Raw genomic sequence first — 20,038 nt, forward strand, 5'->3', positions numbered from 1 at the left:
GACGCTCAGGTCACCTCTCCGATGCAACTCGTTCCATTCGGCTCCGACCGTGCGGCCATCGCTGGCTCGTATAGGATCATCATCACGTCATGCTGGAACGCGCCGGGGTCGAACCGTAGACCCCCTGCCACCTCCAATCCCTTGGAGACGGCTGTCTGCAGCAGGTTGATGCTGGCGTTGATGTGCCTATCAAGGCGCCATCCGCACTGGCATACGAACACCGCGCCCATTCGGGAATCTTGCATCCTCCCACACGTCGAGCGCGTTCTGCTGCTGTGCCTGGGATAGTCTTGGTCGACTCGAAGGTACGACTCAAGGCTTGATACGACACCATTGACTGGCATCACCTCATTCACGGCGTTTCCTCTATTAAGACTCCGCCGCTGCATGTAGTGCTAGGAAGTCAGGGCGTAACCGCTTCGATGTCCTAATCACCTGACTTGTCACAGAACGGCACTTTACTTGCACAACCTATTTATCCGGACTGCCCGCTAGGGCGGAGGCGCGACTAACATGGTTCTAGAAGGTCTCGGCCAGGCGCTCAGAGGGGCGATCAAGAAGATCGCCAACGCTTCCCACATCGACCAAAAACTGGTCAAGGAAGTGGTCAAGGACATACAGAGGGCGCTCCTGCAGGCAGACGTCAATGTCAAACTGGTGCTCCAGATGACCAAGGAGCTAGAGGAGCGCGCCCTGACGGAGAAGCCTCCCGCAGGCATGAGTTCCCGAGAGCATGTCATCAGGATCATCTACGAAGAGATGGTCAAGATCATCGGCAAGCCGAAGGAGATCCCCGCGAAGCCTCAGCGGATCCTCATGGTTGGCCTTTACGGTCAGGGCAAGACGACTTCCGCAGGGAAACTGGCTCGGGACCTCCACAAAAGGGGCATGAAGGTCGGTTTGGTTGCTGCGGATGTACACAGGCCCGCCGCGTACGACCAGCTGATGCAGATCGGCAAGAAGATTAATGTCCCAGTCTACGGGGACCCCAAGGAGAAGAACGCGGTCAAGATAGCCAAGCACGCCATGAAGGAATTCGAGGGGTACGACGTCCTGATATTCGACACATCCGGGAGGCACTCGCTGGAGGACGACCTTATCCAGGAGATCAAGGACATCGCGAAGGCGGTGGATGCTGAGAACAAGATACTGGTCCTAGACGCCCAGACGGGACAGCAGGCCGGACCTCAGGCCAAGGCGTTCCACGAGGCCGTCGGGCTCACGGGCGTGATACTCACCAAGATGGACGGGACCGCAAAGGGCGGAGGCGCGCTGAGCGCCATCGCGGAGACAGGAGCCCCGATATCATACATCGGAGTGGGCGAGCACCTGGAGGACCTTGAGAAGTTCGACCCTGACAGGTTCATCAGCCGTCTGCTGGGCATGGGAGACATCAAGTCCTTGATCGAATCGGCCTCCGAGGTGATGGACGAGGAGAAGGCCGAGGAGATCACCAAGAAGATGATGTCCGGGAAGTTCACTCTCAAGGAGATGTACGAGCAGATGGAGATGCTCCAGGGCATTGGCCCGCTCAAGAAGATCGCCGCGATGCTTCCTGGGCTGGGAGACAGGCTCCAGGAGCAGGACATGGAAGCCACTCAGGTCAGGCTGGCCAAATGGAGGGTCATCATGGACTCGATGACCGACGAGGAGCTCGAGAACCCCAAGGAGATCAAGTCATCGAGGGCAATGAGGATAGCCAGGGGGAGCGGCACCAGCCAGAGGGACGTCAGGGAGCTCCTTAAGCAATACAACATGTCCAAGAAGGCCATGAAGGGCTTCATGGGCAACCGCAAGATGAGACGTCAGTTGATGAAGCAGATATCAGGATCTGGCCTGGCCAAGGGAGGGTGATGTTTCTGAGGAGATACATAGTAATGGGCCACAGGGCAATCACGTCAGCTGAGTTCAAGCTGGACGACCTGTGCGGATCGACAGGCAGACTGGACATACTTCTTAGGTGTGTCAACTCGGCATTCTTCCTTTCCCACGGGATCAGGAGAGATGTCGAGATCGTGCTGATGCTCCTGGGAGAGCCGAACCCGCCCAAGACGATCAGGATAAACGGCTCTGAGGTGAAGTACCTCAACCCCGACGAGCGGAGCACTGCCGCGCTCATAAGAAACGCCCTGCTCCAGAAAGGCGAGGGCGAAAGGAAGTGCTCGCCTGGCATATACGTCTCTGAGCGCAGCTATAGCGAGGTCTTGTCCAACATGTCAAAGGAGTCCAAGATGTGCTACCTCCGCGAAGACGGCGAGGACATCAGGGTGGCCACTCTCGCACCTGACCCGACGTTCGTGCTTGGCGACGACCAGGACCTGACCAAAGAGGAGGAGGACATCCTCATGACCTACGAGCCCAAGAGGCTCTCCCTGGGGCCAGTCAGCTATCATGCGGACCACTGCATAACGCTGGTCAACAACGAGCTCGACAGAAGATAGCTCTGCTCACTGGGCAGGGCTTGAGGACTCGCTCGGGACGACCGGCGCGACCTCAGAGCCTCCGTTCTCAGGTTCAGTGTCATACCTGACTACGAACCTCCCGTTGATGAACCTGAGTGTGGCGGAACGAAGTCGACACTTGTAGAGCCTGACCTTTCGGCCCTTGTAGACCTCTTTCTCCCTGTCGACACCGATCAGGCCAGCCAGCTCCAGTTCGTGTATCCTTCTGTAGCAGGCGGCGATTGGTATCTGGCAGATCTTGCTCAGCCGTTGGGCGGACATCGGGGAGGTGTAGGTGCTCACCAGTATCTTCTGTGAGTAATCGTCTGCGAGCAGCCTCGAGACGTCCTTGGCTTTATGCTCTGAAGTCATTCCGCTCGCGTCCAACTAGGCGCTGACGGACTTAAGGCGGTTATTGTCAGGTTATCAGTGTTGATAACTCACTAGGCGTAGCCAGCCGGGTCGCGGTTTATTGTCAATTCCGGACGATTGACGGTCAGCATGGGATCCTGCACATGCAGCTCCTGCGCTAGCACTGCGCGTAAACCCACAAGGAAGAAAAGAGTTTCATTGGAGAAGATCCACGATCTAGTCTTTCTTCTTCTCCAAGGCTCCTGCGACTATGACGGCTCCAGTGACGATAGCGGCGGCTAGTACGCCCATACTGGCGCTGAGGTCGTCTGTGAACAACACATTCGCCGCTATCTTGATTACCAGGAGCGTCAGAGCGAAGTAGATCAGGCCCAATATGACCATCATGATAGTGGCTATCAATGTCACTACAAGGACGTCAAGCTTCTGTTTCATTCCCATTCCCTCACCTCCTCCTCGAATCATTATCGGGGCTACATCCGGAATGGGCTTGCGACGTATTTGGAGGTTATGGAATCATTCATCGACACCTGCCGTGTCAAGCAGTAGCATTTGGTGATTCAGTTCCATGAGGTTGGGAAATGGGAAAAGGGTCTGAGCAAGGCCATTAATCCGCGCCGATTGACCACATTCGACCTACTACTAGGCTCATCAACACATGTTGTCAGCGATGAGAACTCACAAATTGACCTGCACGCATCTCACGAAAGGATTAATCCAAGCATAGACATCTATCCCGGGGAGTTCCCAGATGACTGTCTGCCCGCTCGATTTCAGGTACGGCCGCCCAGGGATGAAGGCCGTGTTCGATGAGGAGAACCGCCTCCAGAGGATCTTGGACGTGGAGGCCGCTCTGGCCCAGGCTCAGGCAAAGGCAGGGAACATCAAGCAGGACCATGCGGACATCATCAAGAAGACGGCGAGCACCAGGTATGTCAAGTTGGACCGCGTCCGAGAGATAGACCAGAAGATCAACCACGAGATAACGGCCATCATACGGGTACTGAGCGAGCAGTGCGGGGAGAGCGGGAAGTTCGTGCACGTGGGCGCGACCTCGAACGACATTCTCGACACTGGCGCGGCGTTGCAGATCAGGGACGCTATCAAGATCGTCGATGACGACCTGGGCAAGCTCAGGAAGACCCTGGCGATGCGGGCGAAGGAGCACAGGGACACCATCATGGTGGGCAGGACGCACGGGCAGTGGGCGCTTCCCATAACGTTCGGTCTCAAGCTGGCGAACTATTCGCTAGAGGTACACAGACATCAGCAGAGGCTGACGGAGTGCTCCGCCAGGATTCTGGTCGGGAAGATGAGCGGAGCTGTCGGGACGGGGGCCGGCTTCGGACCCAAGGCGCTGGAGATCCAGGCGAACGTCATGGAACATCTCGGGCTCGGAGTCGAGGAAGGTCCGACCCAGATCGTGGCTCGAGACAGATACGTGGAACTCATCTCGGTTCTGGCCAACATATCGTGCTCCATCGAGAAGTTCGCCACCGAAGTGAGGAACCTCCAGAGAGGGGAGATAGCGGAGGTCTCGGAATTCTTCGATGATAGTGTCCAGGTCGGCAGCTCGACGATGGCCAACAAGAGGAACCCGGTGACGGCTGAGAACATCTGCGGGTTGGCCAGGATCGTCAGGGGGTTCATGACGCCGGCCTATGAGAGCGCGATGCTGTGGCATGAGCGGGACCTGACCAACTCCTCGGCCGAGCGGTTCTTCGTCCCGCACTCGTTCATTCTGGTCGACGACATGCTCGCCAAGCTGGACAAGCTGTTCGAGACCCTGGTCGTGGATCCTGCTCAGATGGAGAGGAATCTGGCGAAGGCTGGGAGTGTCATAATGGCGGAGTCCGTCCTCCTTGCACTCGTGGGAAAAGGGATGGGCAGGCAGGAGGCCCATGAGCTCATCCGCAAGTGCAGCATGGAGTCGCAACACGCCTGCGAGGATTTCAAGAGCTACCTGATGGCCAACAAGGATGTCCGGGCGCTGCTCTCTGAGAAAGAGATTGATGCTGCCCTGGACCCAAGAGCATACCTCGGGAGCACAGGCGAGACCGTGGACCACATTCTGAAACTGGTTGCGTAGCAAAGATAGAAATAGCACACTCTTTCTCATCGGCCTACCAAAGGGCCCTTAGATCAGTGGCAGATCGCTTCCTTCGCAAGGAAGAGGCCGTGGGTTCAAATCCCACAGGGTCCACTATGACCGTTTTCAACCTTTTCTCGTCAGATGTATTATCAACAACATCTGCAATAGCCAGAGAGTAGACGCCCTATTGATGGAATGACGCGGAAATAAGTGCGGAGCGTGCATAGCACGGAAGAAGATCGTTTGAGCGGAACTGTGAAAGGATTCGCAATGGTCCTTCTCGGCATCGTCATATGGATTGGGTGCGCGTACATCAGACCGAACTTCCTTGGGATTTCCGCGCCCGCAGCAGTAGGCGCCCTCATACTCGTGTTTCTCAGCGGTTTCGTGCTCGTCCTGAGCGGGACCGGGATTGTGATGGTAAAGAACGGCCTTTGGGACTAGAGCGGTCGATGGATCTCTCGGAGTAGAGCTTGCTGGACAATTGATGACCCGGGTTACCTAGGATAGCGATGAATTGCTAGACTAACCAGCTAGCCAATTAACCAGCAAACCGCTGACCGGCCTAGAAACAAGGGCATTATCAACACACGGCTCGCACCAGTCGGGATTGCTCCCGACTTTCCCCCATTCTGCAGTGAGTTCCTGCTCACTCCATACATCCGATGCAACTGACCGAATATAAGAGTTACATTAGCCATGGACAGAATACATCGAAATCTGCTATGCGTGAGCGGCCCATGTCTTGCACAAAAGCAAAGACGGATGCTCGTGATGAATTTCTGCAACCCGAGTGAGCTCTTGGTTCATATCGTGCCGGGCAGTCGTTCAAGGAAGTGAACCAACCTCGTTCTAGCACGTCCGTAGAATGTGTCGGCTCCGGCAAATGACATCATGAGGAGGGCGGTGAAGATCCCGAGGAGGGCTCCGAACAACACGTCGGACGGCCAGTGCAGTCCCAGATAAATGCGACTGACTGCTACGCACCCCGCCAGGGCGAAGCTGATCACATAGATTCTTGGGCCGCGGCCAAATGAGAGCAATGCCGCCACGGCGAAGGCCCTTGCCGCATGTCCGCTTGGGAAAGCAGGGCCTGACGCAGAGGTGAGTCCGAGCAACGAGATAGTGTTCACGTTCGGCAGCACATCGAACGGCCTTTGACGGTCCGTGACCATCTTTATGACCTCGGCCAAGATGCTCGCGATAATGATCAACACAAGATAGTCGATCGCGAGATCCTTCCGCCTCCGCAACCAGAGTACTATCGCGAACGTCGCCATCACAAAGGAGATGCCCATGACCACCGTGAAGGTGGTCATCAGCGCGTCGAGAACGACATTAGAACCCGCTTGGTTGAGCGCATGGAATACTGATTCGTCCGCGCTCAGAATGATGTCCAACAGATGCACGGGCCCGTATCGCACGGTTCGTTATTCAACCTGCTGTGTTCAATAGACGAGTTCGCCCTTGACAAATGCGGCCGTGCGCTCATCGTCAGGGTTCTCAAAGAACTTCTTCTTGGTGGCCACCTCGACGATCTCTCCGCCCCACATCAGGGCTATCCTATCGCACATCCGCTTCGCCTGGAACAGATTGTGCGTCACAAGAACGATACTCCTTCTGCTGTCCTCCGCAGCGTACTGTCTTACACGCTCCTCGAGCAGAGCCACATTCGCCGGGTCCAGGTTGGCGGCGAACTCGTCCAAAAGCAGGATGTCAGGAGAATGGATCATGACCCTGGCGAAGCACAGCCTCTGCATCTCACCACCGGACAGAGTGCGAGCGTTCTTGTGCTTGCGGTCGACCAGCCCGAACCTATTCATCTCGGCTCGAACCCTGTCGACGACGTTGTTCTCGTCCCAGCCGCGTATCCTGAGGGCGTATGCGAGGTTGTTCTCAACGCTTCTGTTCAGGGCGACTGGCTTCTGGAGTACCATGCCGATGTTCCTTCTCAGCTCCGCAGCCTGTTTTGTGTTGACATCAACGGGCTTCTCGTGAATGACTACAGAACCAGAGTCCGGGGCTTCGAGAAGGTCAATCAAACGCAGGAGCGTGCTCTTGCCGGCCCCGCTCGGGCCCAGGATGCCTAGGACTTCGCCTTTCGAAGCGGACAGCGACACATCCCTGACGGCAGTGACATCGTTGTATCGCTTCGTGACCGCATCCAGTCTTATGGATTCGGTCATAGCATCTCCTTCTCCTGCAACAGCCTGAGGAAGAAGAACACAGCCATCGCCACAGACAATAGGACGGCCCCGAGCGCGATCGCCCATCCGAAGTTGCCCATCCTGGTCTCCAGCATGATCGCCGTGGTGAGGACCCTCGTCTTGCCCTCGATGTTACCTCCGACGAGATACGCTGCCCCAACCTCCGCTATGACTCTCCCGAACCCGATCATGCACGCCATGACAAGCCCGACCCAGGCCTCCCTCATGATAGTAAGGGTGGTCTGGCGGGAGGTGGCTCCGAGCGCTCGTACCGTGTCCTTGACGGACCGGTCGACCTCCATGACGGACGTTATCGTAACGCCCGTTACGAGCGGTATGACCAGGAGGGTCTCGGCCAGTATCATTGCAGTGGGGGTGAACAGAATCCCGAAAGATCCTAGGGGGCCGCTCCTCGAGAAGAGGTAGTAGATGAGCAGACCGGAGAGAACGGGAGGGAAGCCGTAGAGAGTGTAGGTGACTGTCTTGACGGCCCCCTTCCCACCGAACTCCTTCAGACCGATGAGTGCGCCCAGAGGTATCCCTATGGCGGAGCCGAGGATCGTTGCAATGCCGGACACATAGAGCGACAGCAGTGTTACCAATAGGAGTTCGTTCGTGTGGGTTCCACCTCACATTTTCGAGACGTCTACGAGGGCAATCGGCTCAATTCTCCCGACCGACGCGCTGTTGCAGATGACCGTTCCGATCGGCATCCCTGGATGCAATTCGATTCCACGGCTCATGGTAGCCGGGATGTTTCTCGGTGCGTTGGGGAAGAACAGCTGGTGGTCGTACTTCACATAGCTGGCTATGAGGTCCTGTCCGTCGGTCGATGTGATCCAATCCTTGAAGTCGACAGCCAGCGTGTGGTTGACATGGGTCCACTTCGTCGCGTTGATCGGTATAGCGCTGTACTGGTTGAACAGCCCTGGGTCGCCCTGATAAGTGATGTTCAGATGGGGGATGAGGTTCACGCTCACCCGCTGATAGTAGGTCGCATCATCCGAGAGAGTGTACGCGTTCATCTGCTCGCACATGTCAAGGACGGCGCCCATGCCCTGGCCAGCGCTCAGATACCATGAGTTCGAGAACTGGGATGCGTTGAATCCAGCCGAAGTCCACAGAGAGAGCTCTTTGGTGTTGGTCCCCGAGTTATCGCCTCGCGAAATGAACTTCGCGGAGCCCGCGGTGCCGCTGTCGTGTATCTTCACGAAAGCCTGAGTGGCGTTCCTCGATGAGTTGGTTCCCGCAACATCGCCCGATGGGCCTACGATTACGAAGTTGTTGTACATGACGAGCGTTCGGCTCTCGCCGTAACCATCACTGACGAACTTGATCTCAGAAGCCGGAGAGTGCACAAGAAGGACGTCAACATCTCCGCTCTTGCCCATCTCAAGAGCCTGACCGGAGCCGACCGCTATCACATCGACTTCGCAGTTGTACTTCTCCTCGAAGTCGGGCAGTATGTAGCCCAGGAGCCCGGAGTCGTATGTGCTTGTGGTCGTCGCAAGTCGCAGGGTCTTCTTCTCATGACCCTGAGCAAGGACGAGATAGCCCACAGTCGCAACTACAAGCACAGCCACCACCGCAATGGCCGCCACAACCCTCCAATCTAGCTTCATCATGTCACCGATATGCTTTGGCGAGCATAATGATAGGCCAGTATATAACAATTATCGGCGAGAGAAATGCCTTTGTCCGATGCCGAATGGGCTGAGAACCCCTGCACACTCCTTTTATAGTGGCCGTTCTATTGGAACAACGCTAGGCTCGACCGGGACGTTCGGCGTGTCCTTGTACACCAAAACCGTCGTTAGTGGGGGTGACAGCTGGGGACGTCGTAACCGAACCGGCGCCGGTCCAGATACCAACTATGAGGCTCTGTCCGATGGGGTCGAAGGTGGCTCTGAGGTCCAGCCGGAGGGCGGGATCACTTGTCTTCATTGCGGGGATCGGGTCAGACCCTGACGGGAGCAGCCTTACCGCGAACTCTCAACGCTCAACGGGAAGCGGGGCCGAGAAGGTACCTGGGTAGCCGACGTCGGAGAGGTCGGCAACTCCAGTGGCCTAGCACTTCTCGCCACACCTTCAACGCGTCTGTGCATAGATAATAGTGAGTGAGATTGAGTAATACGTATTGGAGAAGAGAAAGAGAGAGAGTCGAGCACGGTGGGGGCCGCAGCGTGACAGTCCCCTTTTACTAGCTCAACCTACCCCAGCGTATAGGCGCCCTCTGGGATTGGTTGCCAACCGCTGTGTTGCCGTGTTTCTCGCTCTCTAAACATCGATAGGATAACCGACCTCATATCTTTTGTGGGAGAGCGCATCCGAGGGTGTCCTCTTTGAAATCGAAAAGCACTTTGCTGTCTCCGTCGAGCTGGAGCTCAAGGGAAGTGCCCTTGGTGACCTTGCCGCACACGGCAGCAGTTATGTCGGACCTTGCGAACTCATCGATCACTTGCTGCGTCCGCGCCTCCCTGCAGGTGACTACGAACCCGCAGCCCTGGTAGGCCGTGAGCCATTGAAGGAGTTCCACTCCCTTCGGACGAGGGATCTTCGACACATCCACGACCGCTCCTTTTCTGCTCGTCTCGAGAAGCATTCCAAGGCATCCCAGCGCACCTGGGTTGCTGATGTCCTTCCCAGCGGTGAGGTATGGCGCGATCTTGTTCATGGTCCGGAGCTGCCGCCTCACGACCTCCCGGCTTTTCTTTGATGTCGTGTCCCAAGAATATGGCACGCCCTCCGTGAACTGGCCGTCGAGGTCCATGGCGAACACTATCGGGTCGCCTTCCGATGCGCCGCTGCTGAGAACAAGCCGCGACCTGTCGGTCTTCCCGAGTATGGCCACATCGACGGCCGAATAGGAAGTGTCAGGGTGCAGATGTCCGCCCACCATAGGCACGCCGAACTTGTCGCAGGCTGCCTTCATGCCCTCGACGATTCTAGCCCTGACCTCTTCGTCTGCGCACGAGAGCACATTCACCATAGCTATGGATTGGCCTCCCATGGCGGCGATGTCATTGACATTGACCAGAACCGCGCAGTAGCCCGCCCAGTATGGATTCCTCTTCACGAGGTCCTGGAGTATCCCGTCGGCCGCCATGAGCAAGATCTCCCTGCCGCACTTGATGACAGCCGCGTCCTCTCCGTATGCTGCGAGCACATCCTCGATCTGGATCGGTATTAGGCCTGCGGCTACCGATGTTACGGGGCCCTTTCTGACGACGCCCCTGTACTCTCTGATGTGCTTGACAATCTCCTCCAGCTTCACGAGAACCAAATCCCAATCATGCAGATAAATACCTGTCCCTCAGAGCTTCGTCTGAGTGGTTTCCTTCTGATATGGCCGAGCGTTGAACCGCTCCACTATGACGTCCCCCAAGACCTGGAGGAACTGCTTCTCGAGATCCTTCTCGACCACCGTGGGGATGTCGCTGTTGGGAACCTTGTAGCCCATCCTCGTCATTATGGACTTCGCATCGGCCCGCTCCTCGGCTGTGGCCTTCCTGCCATCGACAGTTCCTCCGACTCCACACCGCCTGACCTCCATGTCGAACACCGCCCTCTTGAACAGCCGCTGCAGGGAGTAGGCAGCGAGGGTAGCCCTCTCGTCGGCAGACTTCATGATCGATGACGAGCTCTCGCCTATCAGCTCATAGAGGTTCTTGTCCCTTGACGCCGAAGGGGAGAATACCTTGGAGGGCTTGATGTCCTTCTCTTTCAGGACATTCATGTCTGCCAGGGCCTTGAGGTAACCTGTGAGCTCAAGTCTGTGCAGCTTCACCCCCTTCGAGGCGAGCTCCCGACAGACCCCGCTGATCGACATCTGGTCCTTCTTCAGGATTTCCAGGACCAGCTCCTTCATGTCCTTCTGAGGAGAGAACATTGCATCCGAATTGGTAACAGATTAGGTAATAAAAAACTATGCGTAGCCAGGCATGTGTTCCTTTCGGTGAATGGACAACTCTTCAATCCGAAGCTTGCGGCGCAACGTTTCGAGATAAATGAGAACCGAAGGGGTTTAGATCGAGCTTTATGTCTCTCGTGCAGTCGCAGTGACAACGATGTATGGCCTCATCATCTCGTTGTCCTCATGGTCCAGAATGTGGCAGTGCCAGACATAGCCCGGTCCAGAGGTCGCATCGAACGGATAGGATGGGCTACCATCGATGGGCGCGAACTTGATCCTGATTATCGTCACCTCACCAGGATTCATCTGAACAGTGTCCTTCCAGCCCATCTCCTGGGGCTCCGCCATCTTCGGCTTCCCCTTCAGGTATCGAGCCACGTCTAACTCCTGCGGGGTCTCGTGGTGGAACGGCGGCTCGCCGTTAAGGGCGACCCAGTCCGCATAGTACTTGACGGTATCGAGCTTCTGCCTGCTCACAAGCTGGAACTGAGTTAGGTGCAGGTGGATCGGGTGGGTGTCCATCGTAGGATTGACTATGATCCAATCCTCAGTGCTGCCTAGCACTGGTGTCTCAGAGATCGGTGCGTGCCATTTCTGGCCGTTCAGCAGGATTTCCAGCGGTCCTCCCATTCCCATGACCTCAGTCAGCACAAGAGTTCGCTTGGCATCGGCCACGGTCAGGCTTGGGAAACCTGCGGTCAGAGTCGGATTGAGATACAATGGCAGACTCTTGGCTGCGAATCCGCTATTGCCCGTTACCGTGAACTGCATAATCTTGCCCGTTGACGCGCCGTTTGAGGGAATTCCTGATGGGTAGGGCGACTTCGCATTGTTCACGAGGAATACCTTCGTCCCTGGCGCAAGCCCGGAGAAATCCACGAGAATGTCGTACCTCTCGCCTGGCGCGACCGTCAGTTTGGTCAACTTGGCTGCCGACGTCAAGTATCCTCCGTCAGTCCCGATCACAGTGAATGGCATCCTGTTGGAGAAGCTGAAGGTGTAGAATCTCGCATTTGAGCCATCAAGGAGCCGGAATCTGTACTGTCCCTGGTCCACGTCCATGTTCGGCCAGACGAGACCATTCACCATGATGGTGTTCCCAAAGAACTCGGGGGTCCAGTAGGGATGCATGTCTGGGTTGACTCCGACGTTGTCAAAGTAGAACGAGCCGTCCGTCTTGAACGTCCTGTCCTGGATCACGAGCGGCACCTCGTACTTCCCAGTTGGAAGCAACGGCGCAATCGTGTCAGCTGGATCCCTTAGAAGATAGAATCCCGCCAGTCCGGACATCACATTCGTTCTGGTCAGTCCAAGAGCGTGATCGTGATACCACAAGGTTGTTGCAGGCTGCGAGTTCGGATAGTGGTAAACAGCAGCGTTGGGGGTTGTCGACCTGTAAGTGTCGTAGGACATCCCCTGCTTTCCATCCCAGGTGAACCAAGCATCGGGTCCGCCGTCAGATGTCGACTGAACCTCAGCACCATGCAGGTGAGTCACCAGGGGGACGGGGCTCTGAGCCTCCTCGTAACCTGGCGGGAACGGGAGGAAGTCTTCCATCGGCATCTCCATGCCGTTCGGGTTTGCCCAGTGGAGAGTCGGGTCGACCGCGAACATGTGTGGGGTCTGTATGTCGTTCACCCACTCGACATTGACCGGTATCCCTTTGACAGACTCGAAGGATGGTCCTGGTGAGTTCGCTATCAGTCCCAGATATTCACCGGTGACGCTATCCTTTGCGTATCCGCTATATCCCCAGACATGTGTCTTCGGAAACGGAGCAGGAAGAACCTGTTGGTCCAACTCAGTCATCTCGACTCTGTAGTCCCACGAGACAAGCTGACCGTTTTCGTAGACGGGTGTGGGCACGTATACTGGAGGTGGACCGGATATCTGATTCACCCACTTCGGAATGCTCATTGGGTCCATTATGCCTTGAGGCACTGCAGCTGCTGTCGTATTAGCAGGTGCGACTCCTACGGGAAGTACCAGCACCAGCATCACCAATGGGACAATGGCGATTGCCAGGGACCTCTTGCCCCTGCCTCTGCTCGCGGATTCACCAAACCAGCTTTCGAAGGTTGATTTCAATTCCTGCCCCCTCCTTTCTCTATTCCTGACTTCGTGCATTTAACACTGTCATACGATTTAACTATTGAGCCGGACGCTGAGGCAGTCGGTGCGCGGGAAACAGGCCGACTTGACGCTCAGGAAACTCTCTGAGTCGTTAAGCCCATTGTGTGCAGGGGAGAATGGAGAATTCGAGGGGGATCTCAGAGGGATAATGCATTGTCACCTTCGGCGTCGGCTTCTTCATCCCATTCGTATCATTCAAACACATGGCCGCCATTCCAGAGAAACAGTATGGCTCGTTCCCTTCTCCAATCGGCGTGCCAGACATTGTTAGTTTGATCTTCGGCATCGTGCCTCACCTTTTCATGAGGATCGACGAGCCAGTCTAGGTGAGCAACAACACTCCCTGAGCTCAAAGGGCAGGCCCGACTATCTGCCAGACTATCAGAGCTAACACGAGGAAGGCGAACGCGAGCACTATCGAACCCACCACTTTGTCCTTCTGCTCCTTGGTATACGTCCTGCCAGTCTTGCTGAGAACATAGTCGATGGCATCCCGGAAGATGTGGCCGCCGTCGAGAGGTACCGCGGGAAGAACGTTCGTCAGGCCGATCATCAGGTTCAACCAGAATATCCAATAGAGGGAATTGGTGACGATCCAGAATGCTGAGTCTGGCATCCACGAGAGTCCACCAGATGGGTGGTAGAGGTCCGTCACCGGAGATCTCAGAGGAGCGAGGTCCAGGAATGGCAAGGCGATCAGTCTCAGCCATGACATTGAGAAGTCATTCAGGTTGCTATCGCCCGTGAACGGATTGGCCAGGATATTCGAGTAGTAGCTCACGTCATCGACCCGCAGGCCCAGCTCGAGAAATCCTCCTCCGAGGTAGGCCACACCAAGGTAGCTCGGATCGTTATTCGAAGGGTCGTATTCCTGATAGTAGTCCCATTTGTCAGAGAGAGTTATCCGGGAGATGCTGGTGTCCACGGCGAAGACGCCAGAGGGCGACTTGCTCATCACGGTGATGTTCACGGTCTGCCTGGCGTGAGCGAGCGCCATCGCGTCCGAAAGAGCAGTCATGTTGCCGATACGCGTATCGTTAATTGACACGAGAACCATGCCTGCCTCCAATCCAGTATCATAGGCGGCGAAACCCTTGGCGGCGTAGGCTATGACTACGCCGTCGGTGAACTGGGTCGACTTCAACTGCCCCTTATAGAAGTAACCCACGCTGACGTTCGAGCCCGGCGCTTCGGACATGCGCTCGTTGAACTCCGCTCCGTTCTTGACAGTGACACCATTCACCGAGACGACGACGCAACTCGGCGTCAGCCCTGCCTGCGAAGCAGGGGAGCCTTCCACGACGCCGAGGGTTAGCGCCCCCTCGTGCGAAGACTCCACGGAGGACATCATCACGCCCGAGAAAAGGGCTAGCACAACCATGGCCAGGATGATGTTGGTGGCGGGCCCGACTGCAAAGACCTTCGACCGCTTGCTGCGCGTAGTCGCCAGGAGCTCCTTCTCGTCCGGCTCTACGAATGCTCCGATCGGAATGACCATGAACACGAGGCCGATCGACTGGACCTTGATATCTCCTACTCTTGTGAGGATGCCGTGCGCGAACTCGTGCACGACGATGGCGACCACTAACGCGAGGATTCCATATCCGAGAGGGATCACGGGGTTGATGCCAGGAATCCCGAGGATAAGTTCAGGTGAAGGGGGGTTCTCGATCTGAGGGACTATCGTGGCCTCCCAGAGAAGAAGCAGCATGATGAGCAACATCGAACCCGCGCAGATCCAGAGAGACACCTTGCCATAGAAGTTCCAGAAACGCTTTCTGGAGGCCAGCCTCTCGATGAACTTCCTGCCCCGGCGGGTCCTCCACATGATCATGGGACCCATGAGGCTCATGCTGTGCCTCTCGAACCACTTCGTCCTGTTGAGGACATAGATGAGGCCCACGTACGCCAAGAATACGATGAGTGCTATCAGGTAACCGTTCATCTGGACAGACCCGCGCTCAGCTCATATCGGTTCCGCTATTAATGGGTTTCATTGTTCCTGGGCGGGTTCCCAGATGTCGGGTCTCCGGAGGACATCTTGTGTCTCGACCATTCCTCATCGGATACCTGGTCGTAGACGTCCGCTGCCTCGTCCTTCGCCTCAATCCCCTCATCGTCCGTCTGGGCAAGCCTGATGATCTGATCCTTCTTGAGTATCCAGTAGTGGATCCTCCAAAGCTTTCCCTTCTTGAGCAGGACCTCCTCCTGAGTGGATGTGAGGAGGCCTTCCTCTTCCAGCATGTAGAATACGTCGCGATCCTCGGAGGTGAGCCGGTTGTCGATGACTTCGTCCGTGTATCCGAAGAAGCTCATGAGATAGTCAGCCAGGTTCTTGACCTCTCCATCGGACATGCCCTTCTTGCCGACGGTCCTCTTCAGAGCTTTCTCAACCTGTTGCATGGTTACAACAGTCATCCCAATCCCGGAAAGGCAACTGTATTCACAGCTAAAAACATGTCGAAGATATGGTCCGCAGACTCATCCAACTTCCTCACTAGCGGGAAGGAGTCTGGCACCTTCCTGCGCCAGTACATCAAGGACTACCTTGGCCCATCTGAGCTTGCGCAGCTTCACCTCTCTGCTCTTCCCCTCCTTGTCCGAAGGATGCTCGAAATCGAATCCCGTTAAGAATATCTTCTTCGCGCCCAGCTCCGCGGCTATGCAAGCGGCTCGATCTCCATCTGTGAAACCTCCGAAGTTGAAGATCCCGGGAGGAGGAGGACACTGGCAAGTCCCGACAAGAGGTCCCGTGAATTGTCCAGTATATCGTGTCAGGGCCTTCATGTTGTCTCCGTGGGCATGGACAAACACAACCGCGCCTCGACCATTCGCGTCTATCTGGTCCTCAACGATGCCGTCGAGGTCGGTAACGATCATATCGACCTGCACGTTCGCATCCATCAGCACCGTCGCAGCGCTGTCTGCGGCGATCACATATCCTTTGATCGTGAGAGAGGAAAGCTCATCAGCAAGTCCAGGACCTCCACCGCAAACCAGTACCGATTGTGGAAAATCTCTCCTGGTCTGCTCGAGTGCGCGGGCCCCGCTTTCTCCCATCTGAGAGGCCAGCCATCGAGCGCTCTCGAGATCCTTGAACTTGTCGAATCCAAAATCATCGCATATCCTAGCGTACATCGGGAGCCAGGTCTCGAGCTTCAAGGGGTCACGCCCCCTGAGGTGCTCCCGGCTGCCGGGCCGCCTCGCTCCTCAGCGACGCGTTCAGAAGCGAGCCGAATATTGCCAAGAGGATACCAGTAATCATCTCCGCGATGATTATGACAAGGTCGGCCTCGCCATACGATACGAAGAACTGAAGGGCGTCCACGGCTCCCTGAATTATGAAGCCCGTGGCGAGGACGGAGACCATCATCACGATGAAGGACCATCTTATCTTACCAGTCTGCAAGAAGGCGGTCACAGACTTGCCGGTCTCGTATGCGAACACGCCGAACACGATGAACCACACTGCCCCGGAGATGAAGAGCAATATCGATATGGACAAGCTTCTCTCCTCGGGGAGCAGGCCCTGTCTATAGACTGCCAACATGTCGTAGCCCACAAGCATTCCGAAGACAACAAGTGCGAACGAAACAAGCGCAAATGGTATCACGAGGCTGCCCTGCCGAAGGGCACGCTTCGTCCTCTCGACCCGCAGGTGTAGCGATGCCGTCCATCTGTACGCCCATCCAATGAGGTAGAAGCCCAATACAACACCAATAACGCCAGGAGCCATCTCTGACAGCAGTGCGATGTCATCGAAGTTGCCCTCCGAGAATCTGATGATCTTGGTGAACAGTGAGAGGAGCCCCCATATTATCAGTACGAGAGAAAGCGGGACTATCCACTTTCTCCTCATCTTTTCGTCTTGGAGCGTCCTGATGATCATGTAGTATGTGCCTTCGATACTTCTGCTCTGCTTGACATAGACCCGTCTGACCGAGTCGATCTTGATCCTGGAGGAGATCACGGGATAGATCGACTCGTCCTCGGCGCCGTCGCTTACTAGGATCGCCCTGTCGGGCTTGACCACCTCAAGAACATTCTCCAGCTGGTTCGTCAGAATGAGGTCGGACTGGAACCCGACGTGCGAGTCTCCAGATATAATGGCGATCTCCGCCTCCATCCCCCGTTTCACGAGGTCGTCATACAGTTGCACGCCCGCTAGGATCGTGTTAGTGTCCACGTCTTCGGGGTCGGCCAGGCCAAGCGCGATGCTTGCCTTAAGGTTCTCATCTCTCCCTATGACCGGCCCGTTGATGCCCGCTTTTGTGCCCAGGTCGTCGTCCCTGTCTACACACAGCACTAGAGTCTTCATTACGGGCCTCCTAATGCCCCAGGGATGTATTTGAGCCTCGTCATTGTAGTACTGACTAGTATTCTTCACCGCATCAACAACTCTTATATAATGACCTGAGAATTATCTCTGCAATGGGCAAGAAGATTGACGAGACAGAAGTCAAGAAAGAATGCCCGAGCTGCGGACTCGGAGTTGCCCTGGATTCTTCAATCTGCGAATTCTGTGGTTGGGATTTCGAAGAGGAGGACGAGTGGATCCTCCAGATAGAGAAGCTCGAGCGCGACCTCATGCTTGAGAAACAGAGGTTCGAGCCAGGATCCGTGAACCAAAGAATCGAATCGACCCTTCACGCACCTGCATTGGGGCGGAAGGAGACCGCAAAGGCGGCCCCGAGGACGATGGAGCCCGTGCAGGCGAGAGAGACAAGACCCGCGCCCAAGCCAGCTCCGCCGGTGGCCCGCGATGAACATGTTCTGAGACGGGCGAGGCCTTCAGAGGTCAGACCTCAGGAAGTCCCACCGCCAGTGGTGGCCAAGGAAGAGGCTGCCGATGCCAAGAAGGTCAGACGGGTCCGCACAGTGAAGGCGGCTCCGACGGCCGAGGCGGTTCCTCAGGCCTCTGATCAAGGAGAGACGACCATGAGAACCCGGGTCGTGCGAAAAGTCAAGCAATGATCTCCGGACTTCCAATAGCCGACCATTGCGCAACTGCCTCACACGAAGCCTGATCTGACCGTTTGTGTTAAGTAACGTGTTGCGGATTACTTCCATCCCCGGGGCGCCGATAAGTTGCGAATAAGATGGCATGGTCACGCTTGTTTTGAGGTCGGTGGGAGCGTCAAGGTGGTGACCGACCCCCATGACGGGAAATCACTGGGAATCGCTCCTCCCAAGGTCAAGGGCGACTTGGTCCTTGTCTCGCACGATCACTTCGACCACAACTGCGCTAGACTCGTCCAGGGAGACGATTCAAGCATAATCACCAAGCCGGTCATGACCGTCGAGAAGGGAGTGAGGATAGAAGGCTTCACGGCCGACCATGACAGCGATGGAGGCGCAAAGAGGGGGCACATAACCCTGTTCAGGTTCGAGCTCGACGGGACCTCGTTCTGTCACTTGGGAGATCTTGGGCACAGACTTGACGATTCGCAGGTGGACGAGATATCACCTGTCGATTTCCTCTTTGTCCCTGTTGGGGACGTGTTCACGATCGGCCCCGAGGCCGCGAAGGACGTCATAGCCAGGGTTGCCCCGAAGGTGGCCATACCGATGCACTACAGGGTCCCTGGCCTGGGACTCGCGATCCAGCCTGTGCAGAACTTCCTCAAGATGTACGACCAGAAACAGATCGTCAGGGTTGGGAACGAGGTGGAGTTCACCCGAGAGGACCTGCCAGAAACAGGCACGGAGATATGGCTGTTCTCGAAATGAGCAATGGTCAATAGAGAGCGAGCCCGTCCTCAAGCCTGCCAAGCTCGATTGGCGTCGACCTCGAACCGACGAAGGCGCCCTTGCTGTTCGCAACCGCGCACGCGCCCAAATATGGCGTGCCGTAGTTCAGAGTGGCGACGCTCGAAGGGACCTTGAACAGCTCCGAGAGCCACTTGAGCTCATATTCCGTGGTCCTAGGATGGCACACAATCCCCTTGGCCGTGGCCATGCAGGCCGAACCGACCGTGTCTATGCCTGCCACTCTGCCCCTCTGGACCTCAACTCCAAGAACATCCTCAAGGAGCTTGAGCGTCCGGCCAGATGCAGCCGGGTGAACGAGGGCGGCATAGTCATTGACCAGGAGGTTGTTGCCGGCGGCGTTGATCTTCTCCTCCATCTTCGAGACCCTGATATCTTGGGGCAAGTGAGTAAGCTCGCTCTTCTCAGCGAAGTTTGAGACAATGATCCCATTCGAGTTCATTGCCACAAGGCAGCCCACGATCGTGCTCCCCGCGATGTTGGTCACAATAACCTGGACATCGAGAATCCGCCCTATCTCTTTGACCTCTTTCGGATGTGCAGAATTCGGAACGATGGCCAGCTTCTCGCTCGCGGCGCAGTAGACCCCCACGTATGGGTTTCCGTCAATATCGCTCAGTCTGATCATTCAACCCCTACCTCGGGAAACTCACTCCTCCGGCAGGGAGACCTCGATGAGGCCGTCTTCGAACCTGATGACCTTGACGCGGACCTTGCTCGGCGGGTGTTCGATCCCGCGAGACCAGATCAGCTCATTCAACCTGTAGTCGACCCAGACATCCTTCGCCTCGGCATCATCATCGCCCTTCACGGACGTCTTCTCCATCATGTGCTTGCGCACGAACTCCTTAATTTCCTTGATGGCTCTGGGCGCCCTCTTGGTCCTGGGGACCCGCTTCGTGACAGTCAGCGGGATCGTGTAGACCCTCTCTAGCTCCTCGACCATGGTAAGACCTCACACCTTCAGTTTCGTCCTTCTCCAGTGCCGCCTCTTCGGATGCCTCAAGAAGGACCTATTCGTCCTCATCATGACCCAAGCGGGGACCCTCCTGTTGCTCTTGGTCGCCGCCATCAATCTGAGCTTCCTCGCATGTGGCTTGTGTTTAGCCAT

23 protein-coding genes, 1 tRNA gene and 1 other RNA gene are annotated in these 20,038 nt (G+C 56.3%); 8 read left to right on the forward strand and 17 right to left on the reverse strand.

Annotated elements, in window-relative coordinates; all coding sequences use genetic code 11:
* Nucleotides 1–5: 5 nt before the first annotated feature.
* Nucleotides 6–344, reverse strand: a complete 339-nt coding sequence (locus KJ653_06145) for a transposase (protein ID MBU0685409.1) — start codon at nt 342–344, stop codon at nt 6–8.
* A 169-nt stretch (nt 345–513) separates the two neighbouring features.
* Between KJ653_06145 and KJ653_06150 the strand changes: the two genes are divergently transcribed.
* Nucleotides 514–1,854, forward strand: coding sequence for a signal recognition particle protein Srp54 (locus tag KJ653_06150; GenBank protein ID MBU0685410.1), 1,341 nt, complete (start codon nt 514–516; stop codon nt 1,852–1,854).
* Nucleotides 1,855–1,859: 5 nt separating this feature from the next.
* Nucleotides 1,860–2,441: a tRNA (pseudouridine(54)-N(1))-methyltransferase TrmY gene (gene trmY / locus KJ653_06155; protein MBU0685411.1), complete on the forward strand. Its 582-nt coding sequence runs from the start codon at nt 1,860–1,862 to the stop codon at nt 2,439–2,441.
* Nucleotides 2,442–2,447: 6 nt separating this feature from the next.
* Here the strand turns inward: trmY and KJ653_06160 are convergent, their stop codons facing one another.
* Together KJ653_06160 and KJ653_06165 are read right to left on the reverse strand one after the other, a co-directional pair.
* The gene (locus tag KJ653_06160) at nt 2,448–2,813 is read right to left on the reverse strand and encodes a helix-turn-helix domain-containing protein (protein MBU0685412.1); all 366 of its coding nucleotides are present in this window, start codon (nt 2,811–2,813) and stop codon (nt 2,448–2,450) included.
* A gap of 216 nt (nt 2,814–3,029) precedes the next feature.
* Nucleotides 3,030–3,248, reverse strand: coding sequence for a hypothetical protein (locus KJ653_06165; GenBank protein ID MBU0685413.1), 219 nt, complete (start codon nt 3,246–3,248; stop codon nt 3,030–3,032).
* A gap of 316 nt (nt 3,249–3,564) precedes the next feature.
* On the opposite strand from KJ653_06165, the gene KJ653_06170 reads away from it, so the two are divergent.
* From KJ653_06170 to KJ653_06180, 3 genes are all read left to right on the forward strand, one after another.
* Complete coding sequence (locus KJ653_06170; protein ID MBU0685414.1) at nt 3,565–4,902, forward strand: adenylosuccinate lyase; 1,338 nt, start codon at nt 3,565–3,567, stop codon at nt 4,900–4,902.
* Between the two features lie 42 nt (nt 4,903–4,944).
* Nucleotides 4,945–5,016, forward strand: a tRNA-Ala gene (locus KJ653_06175).
* Between the two features lie 159 nt (nt 5,017–5,175).
* On the forward strand, nt 5,176–5,349 hold the full coding sequence (locus KJ653_06180; GenBank protein ID MBU0685415.1) for a hypothetical protein: 174 nt from the start codon (nt 5,176–5,178) through the stop codon (nt 5,347–5,349).
* Nucleotides 5,350–5,711: 362 nt separating this feature from the next.
* Here KJ653_06180 and KJ653_06185 read toward each other — a convergent pair whose 3' ends face one another.
* From KJ653_06185 to KJ653_06200, 4 genes are read right to left on the reverse strand one after another with little or no spacing between them, the layout of a single operon-like run.
* Nucleotides 5,712–6,314, reverse strand: coding sequence for a phosphatase PAP2 family protein (locus KJ653_06185; GenBank protein ID MBU0685416.1), 603 nt, complete (start codon nt 6,312–6,314; stop codon nt 5,712–5,714).
* A gap of 39 nt (nt 6,315–6,353) precedes the next feature.
* A complete protein-coding gene (locus KJ653_06190) occupies nt 6,354–7,091 on the reverse strand; it encodes a phosphate ABC transporter ATP-binding protein (GenBank protein ID MBU0685417.1) in 738 nt (245 codons plus the stop codon).
* Complete coding sequence (locus KJ653_06195) at nt 7,088–7,714, reverse strand: ABC transporter permease (protein MBU0685418.1); 627 nt, start codon at nt 7,712–7,714, stop codon at nt 7,088–7,090. Before KJ653_06195 ends, KJ653_06190 begins: the two co-directional genes overlap by 4 nt.
* Before the next feature lie 27 nt (nt 7,715–7,741).
* Complete coding sequence (locus KJ653_06200) at nt 7,742–8,734, reverse strand: substrate-binding domain-containing protein (protein ID MBU0685419.1); 993 nt, start codon at nt 8,732–8,734, stop codon at nt 7,742–7,744.
* Nucleotides 8,735–8,874: 140 nt separating this feature from the next.
* Between KJ653_06200 and ffs the strand changes: the two genes are divergently transcribed.
* Nucleotides 8,875–9,185, forward strand: an RNA gene (gene ffs, locus KJ653_06205) — signal recognition particle sRNA.
* Between the two features lie 229 nt (nt 9,186–9,414).
* Here the strand turns inward: ffs and KJ653_06210 are convergent.
* From KJ653_06210 to KJ653_06240, 7 genes are all read right to left on the reverse strand, one after another.
* Complete coding sequence (locus tag KJ653_06210; protein ID MBU0685420.1) at nt 9,415–10,386, reverse strand: methanogenesis marker 2 protein; 972 nt, start codon at nt 10,384–10,386, stop codon at nt 9,415–9,417.
* Nucleotides 10,387–10,425: 39 nt separating this feature from the next.
* A complete protein-coding gene (locus KJ653_06215) occupies nt 10,426–11,001 on the reverse strand; it encodes a hypothetical protein (protein MBU0685421.1) in 576 nt (191 codons plus the stop codon).
* Between the two features lie 147 nt (nt 11,002–11,148).
* A complete protein-coding gene (locus tag KJ653_06220; GenBank protein MBU0685422.1) occupies nt 11,149–12,951 on the reverse strand; it encodes a multicopper oxidase domain-containing protein in 1,803 nt (600 codons plus the stop codon).
* Nucleotides 12,952–13,507: 556 nt separating this feature from the next.
* The gene (locus KJ653_06225) at nt 13,508–15,103 is read right to left on the reverse strand and encodes a site-2 protease family protein (GenBank protein MBU0685423.1); all 1,596 of its coding nucleotides are present in this window, start codon (nt 15,101–15,103) and stop codon (nt 13,508–13,510) included.
* Nucleotides 15,104–15,141: 38 nt separating this feature from the next.
* Entirely contained in the window at nt 15,142–15,576 is a 435-nt protein-coding gene (locus tag KJ653_06230) for a hypothetical protein (GenBank protein ID MBU0685424.1), read from the reverse strand.
* 63 nt (nt 15,577–15,639) lie between these two features.
* Nucleotides 15,640–16,320: a DUF115 domain-containing protein gene (locus KJ653_06235; protein MBU0685425.1), complete on the reverse strand. Its 681-nt coding sequence runs from the start codon at nt 16,318–16,320 to the stop codon at nt 15,640–15,642.
* 4 nt (nt 16,321–16,324) lie between these two features.
* Entirely contained in the window at nt 16,325–17,476 is a 1,152-nt protein-coding gene (locus KJ653_06240; protein MBU0685426.1) for a DUF373 family protein, read from the reverse strand.
* A 113-nt stretch (nt 17,477–17,589) separates the two neighbouring features.
* On the opposite strand from KJ653_06240, the gene KJ653_06245 reads away from it, so the two are divergent.
* The gene (locus tag KJ653_06245) at nt 17,590–18,132 is read left to right on the forward strand and encodes a hypothetical protein (GenBank protein MBU0685427.1); all 543 of its coding nucleotides are present in this window, start codon (nt 17,590–17,592) and stop codon (nt 18,130–18,132) included.
* A gap of 114 nt (nt 18,133–18,246) precedes the next feature.
* Nucleotides 18,247–18,888, forward strand: a complete 642-nt coding sequence (locus KJ653_06250; protein ID MBU0685428.1) for an MBL fold metallo-hydrolase — start codon at nt 18,247–18,249, stop codon at nt 18,886–18,888.
* A gap of 7 nt (nt 18,889–18,895) precedes the next feature.
* Here KJ653_06250 and KJ653_06255 read toward each other — a convergent pair whose 3' ends face one another.
* Genes KJ653_06255 through KJ653_06265 form a run of 3 tightly spaced genes read right to left on the reverse strand, consistent with a single transcriptional unit; the run spans nt 18,896 to nt 20,038 of the window.
* Entirely contained in the window at nt 18,896–19,555 is a 660-nt protein-coding gene (locus tag KJ653_06255; protein ID MBU0685429.1) for a translation initiation factor IF-6, read from the reverse strand.
* 21 nt (nt 19,556–19,576) lie between these two features.
* Nucleotides 19,577–19,873, reverse strand: a complete 297-nt coding sequence (locus tag KJ653_06260) for a 50S ribosomal protein L31e (GenBank protein ID MBU0685430.1) — start codon at nt 19,871–19,873, stop codon at nt 19,577–19,579.
* 9 nt (nt 19,874–19,882) lie between these two features.
* Complete coding sequence (locus KJ653_06265; GenBank protein MBU0685431.1) at nt 19,883–20,038, reverse strand: 50S ribosomal protein L39e; 156 nt, start codon at nt 20,036–20,038, stop codon at nt 19,883–19,885.

This window comes from Candidatus Thermoplasmatota archaeon (assembly GCA_018814355.1).
In the GTDB taxonomy this organism is placed as follows: domain Archaea; phylum Thermoplasmatota; class Thermoplasmata; order UBA10834; family UBA10834; genus COMBO-56-21.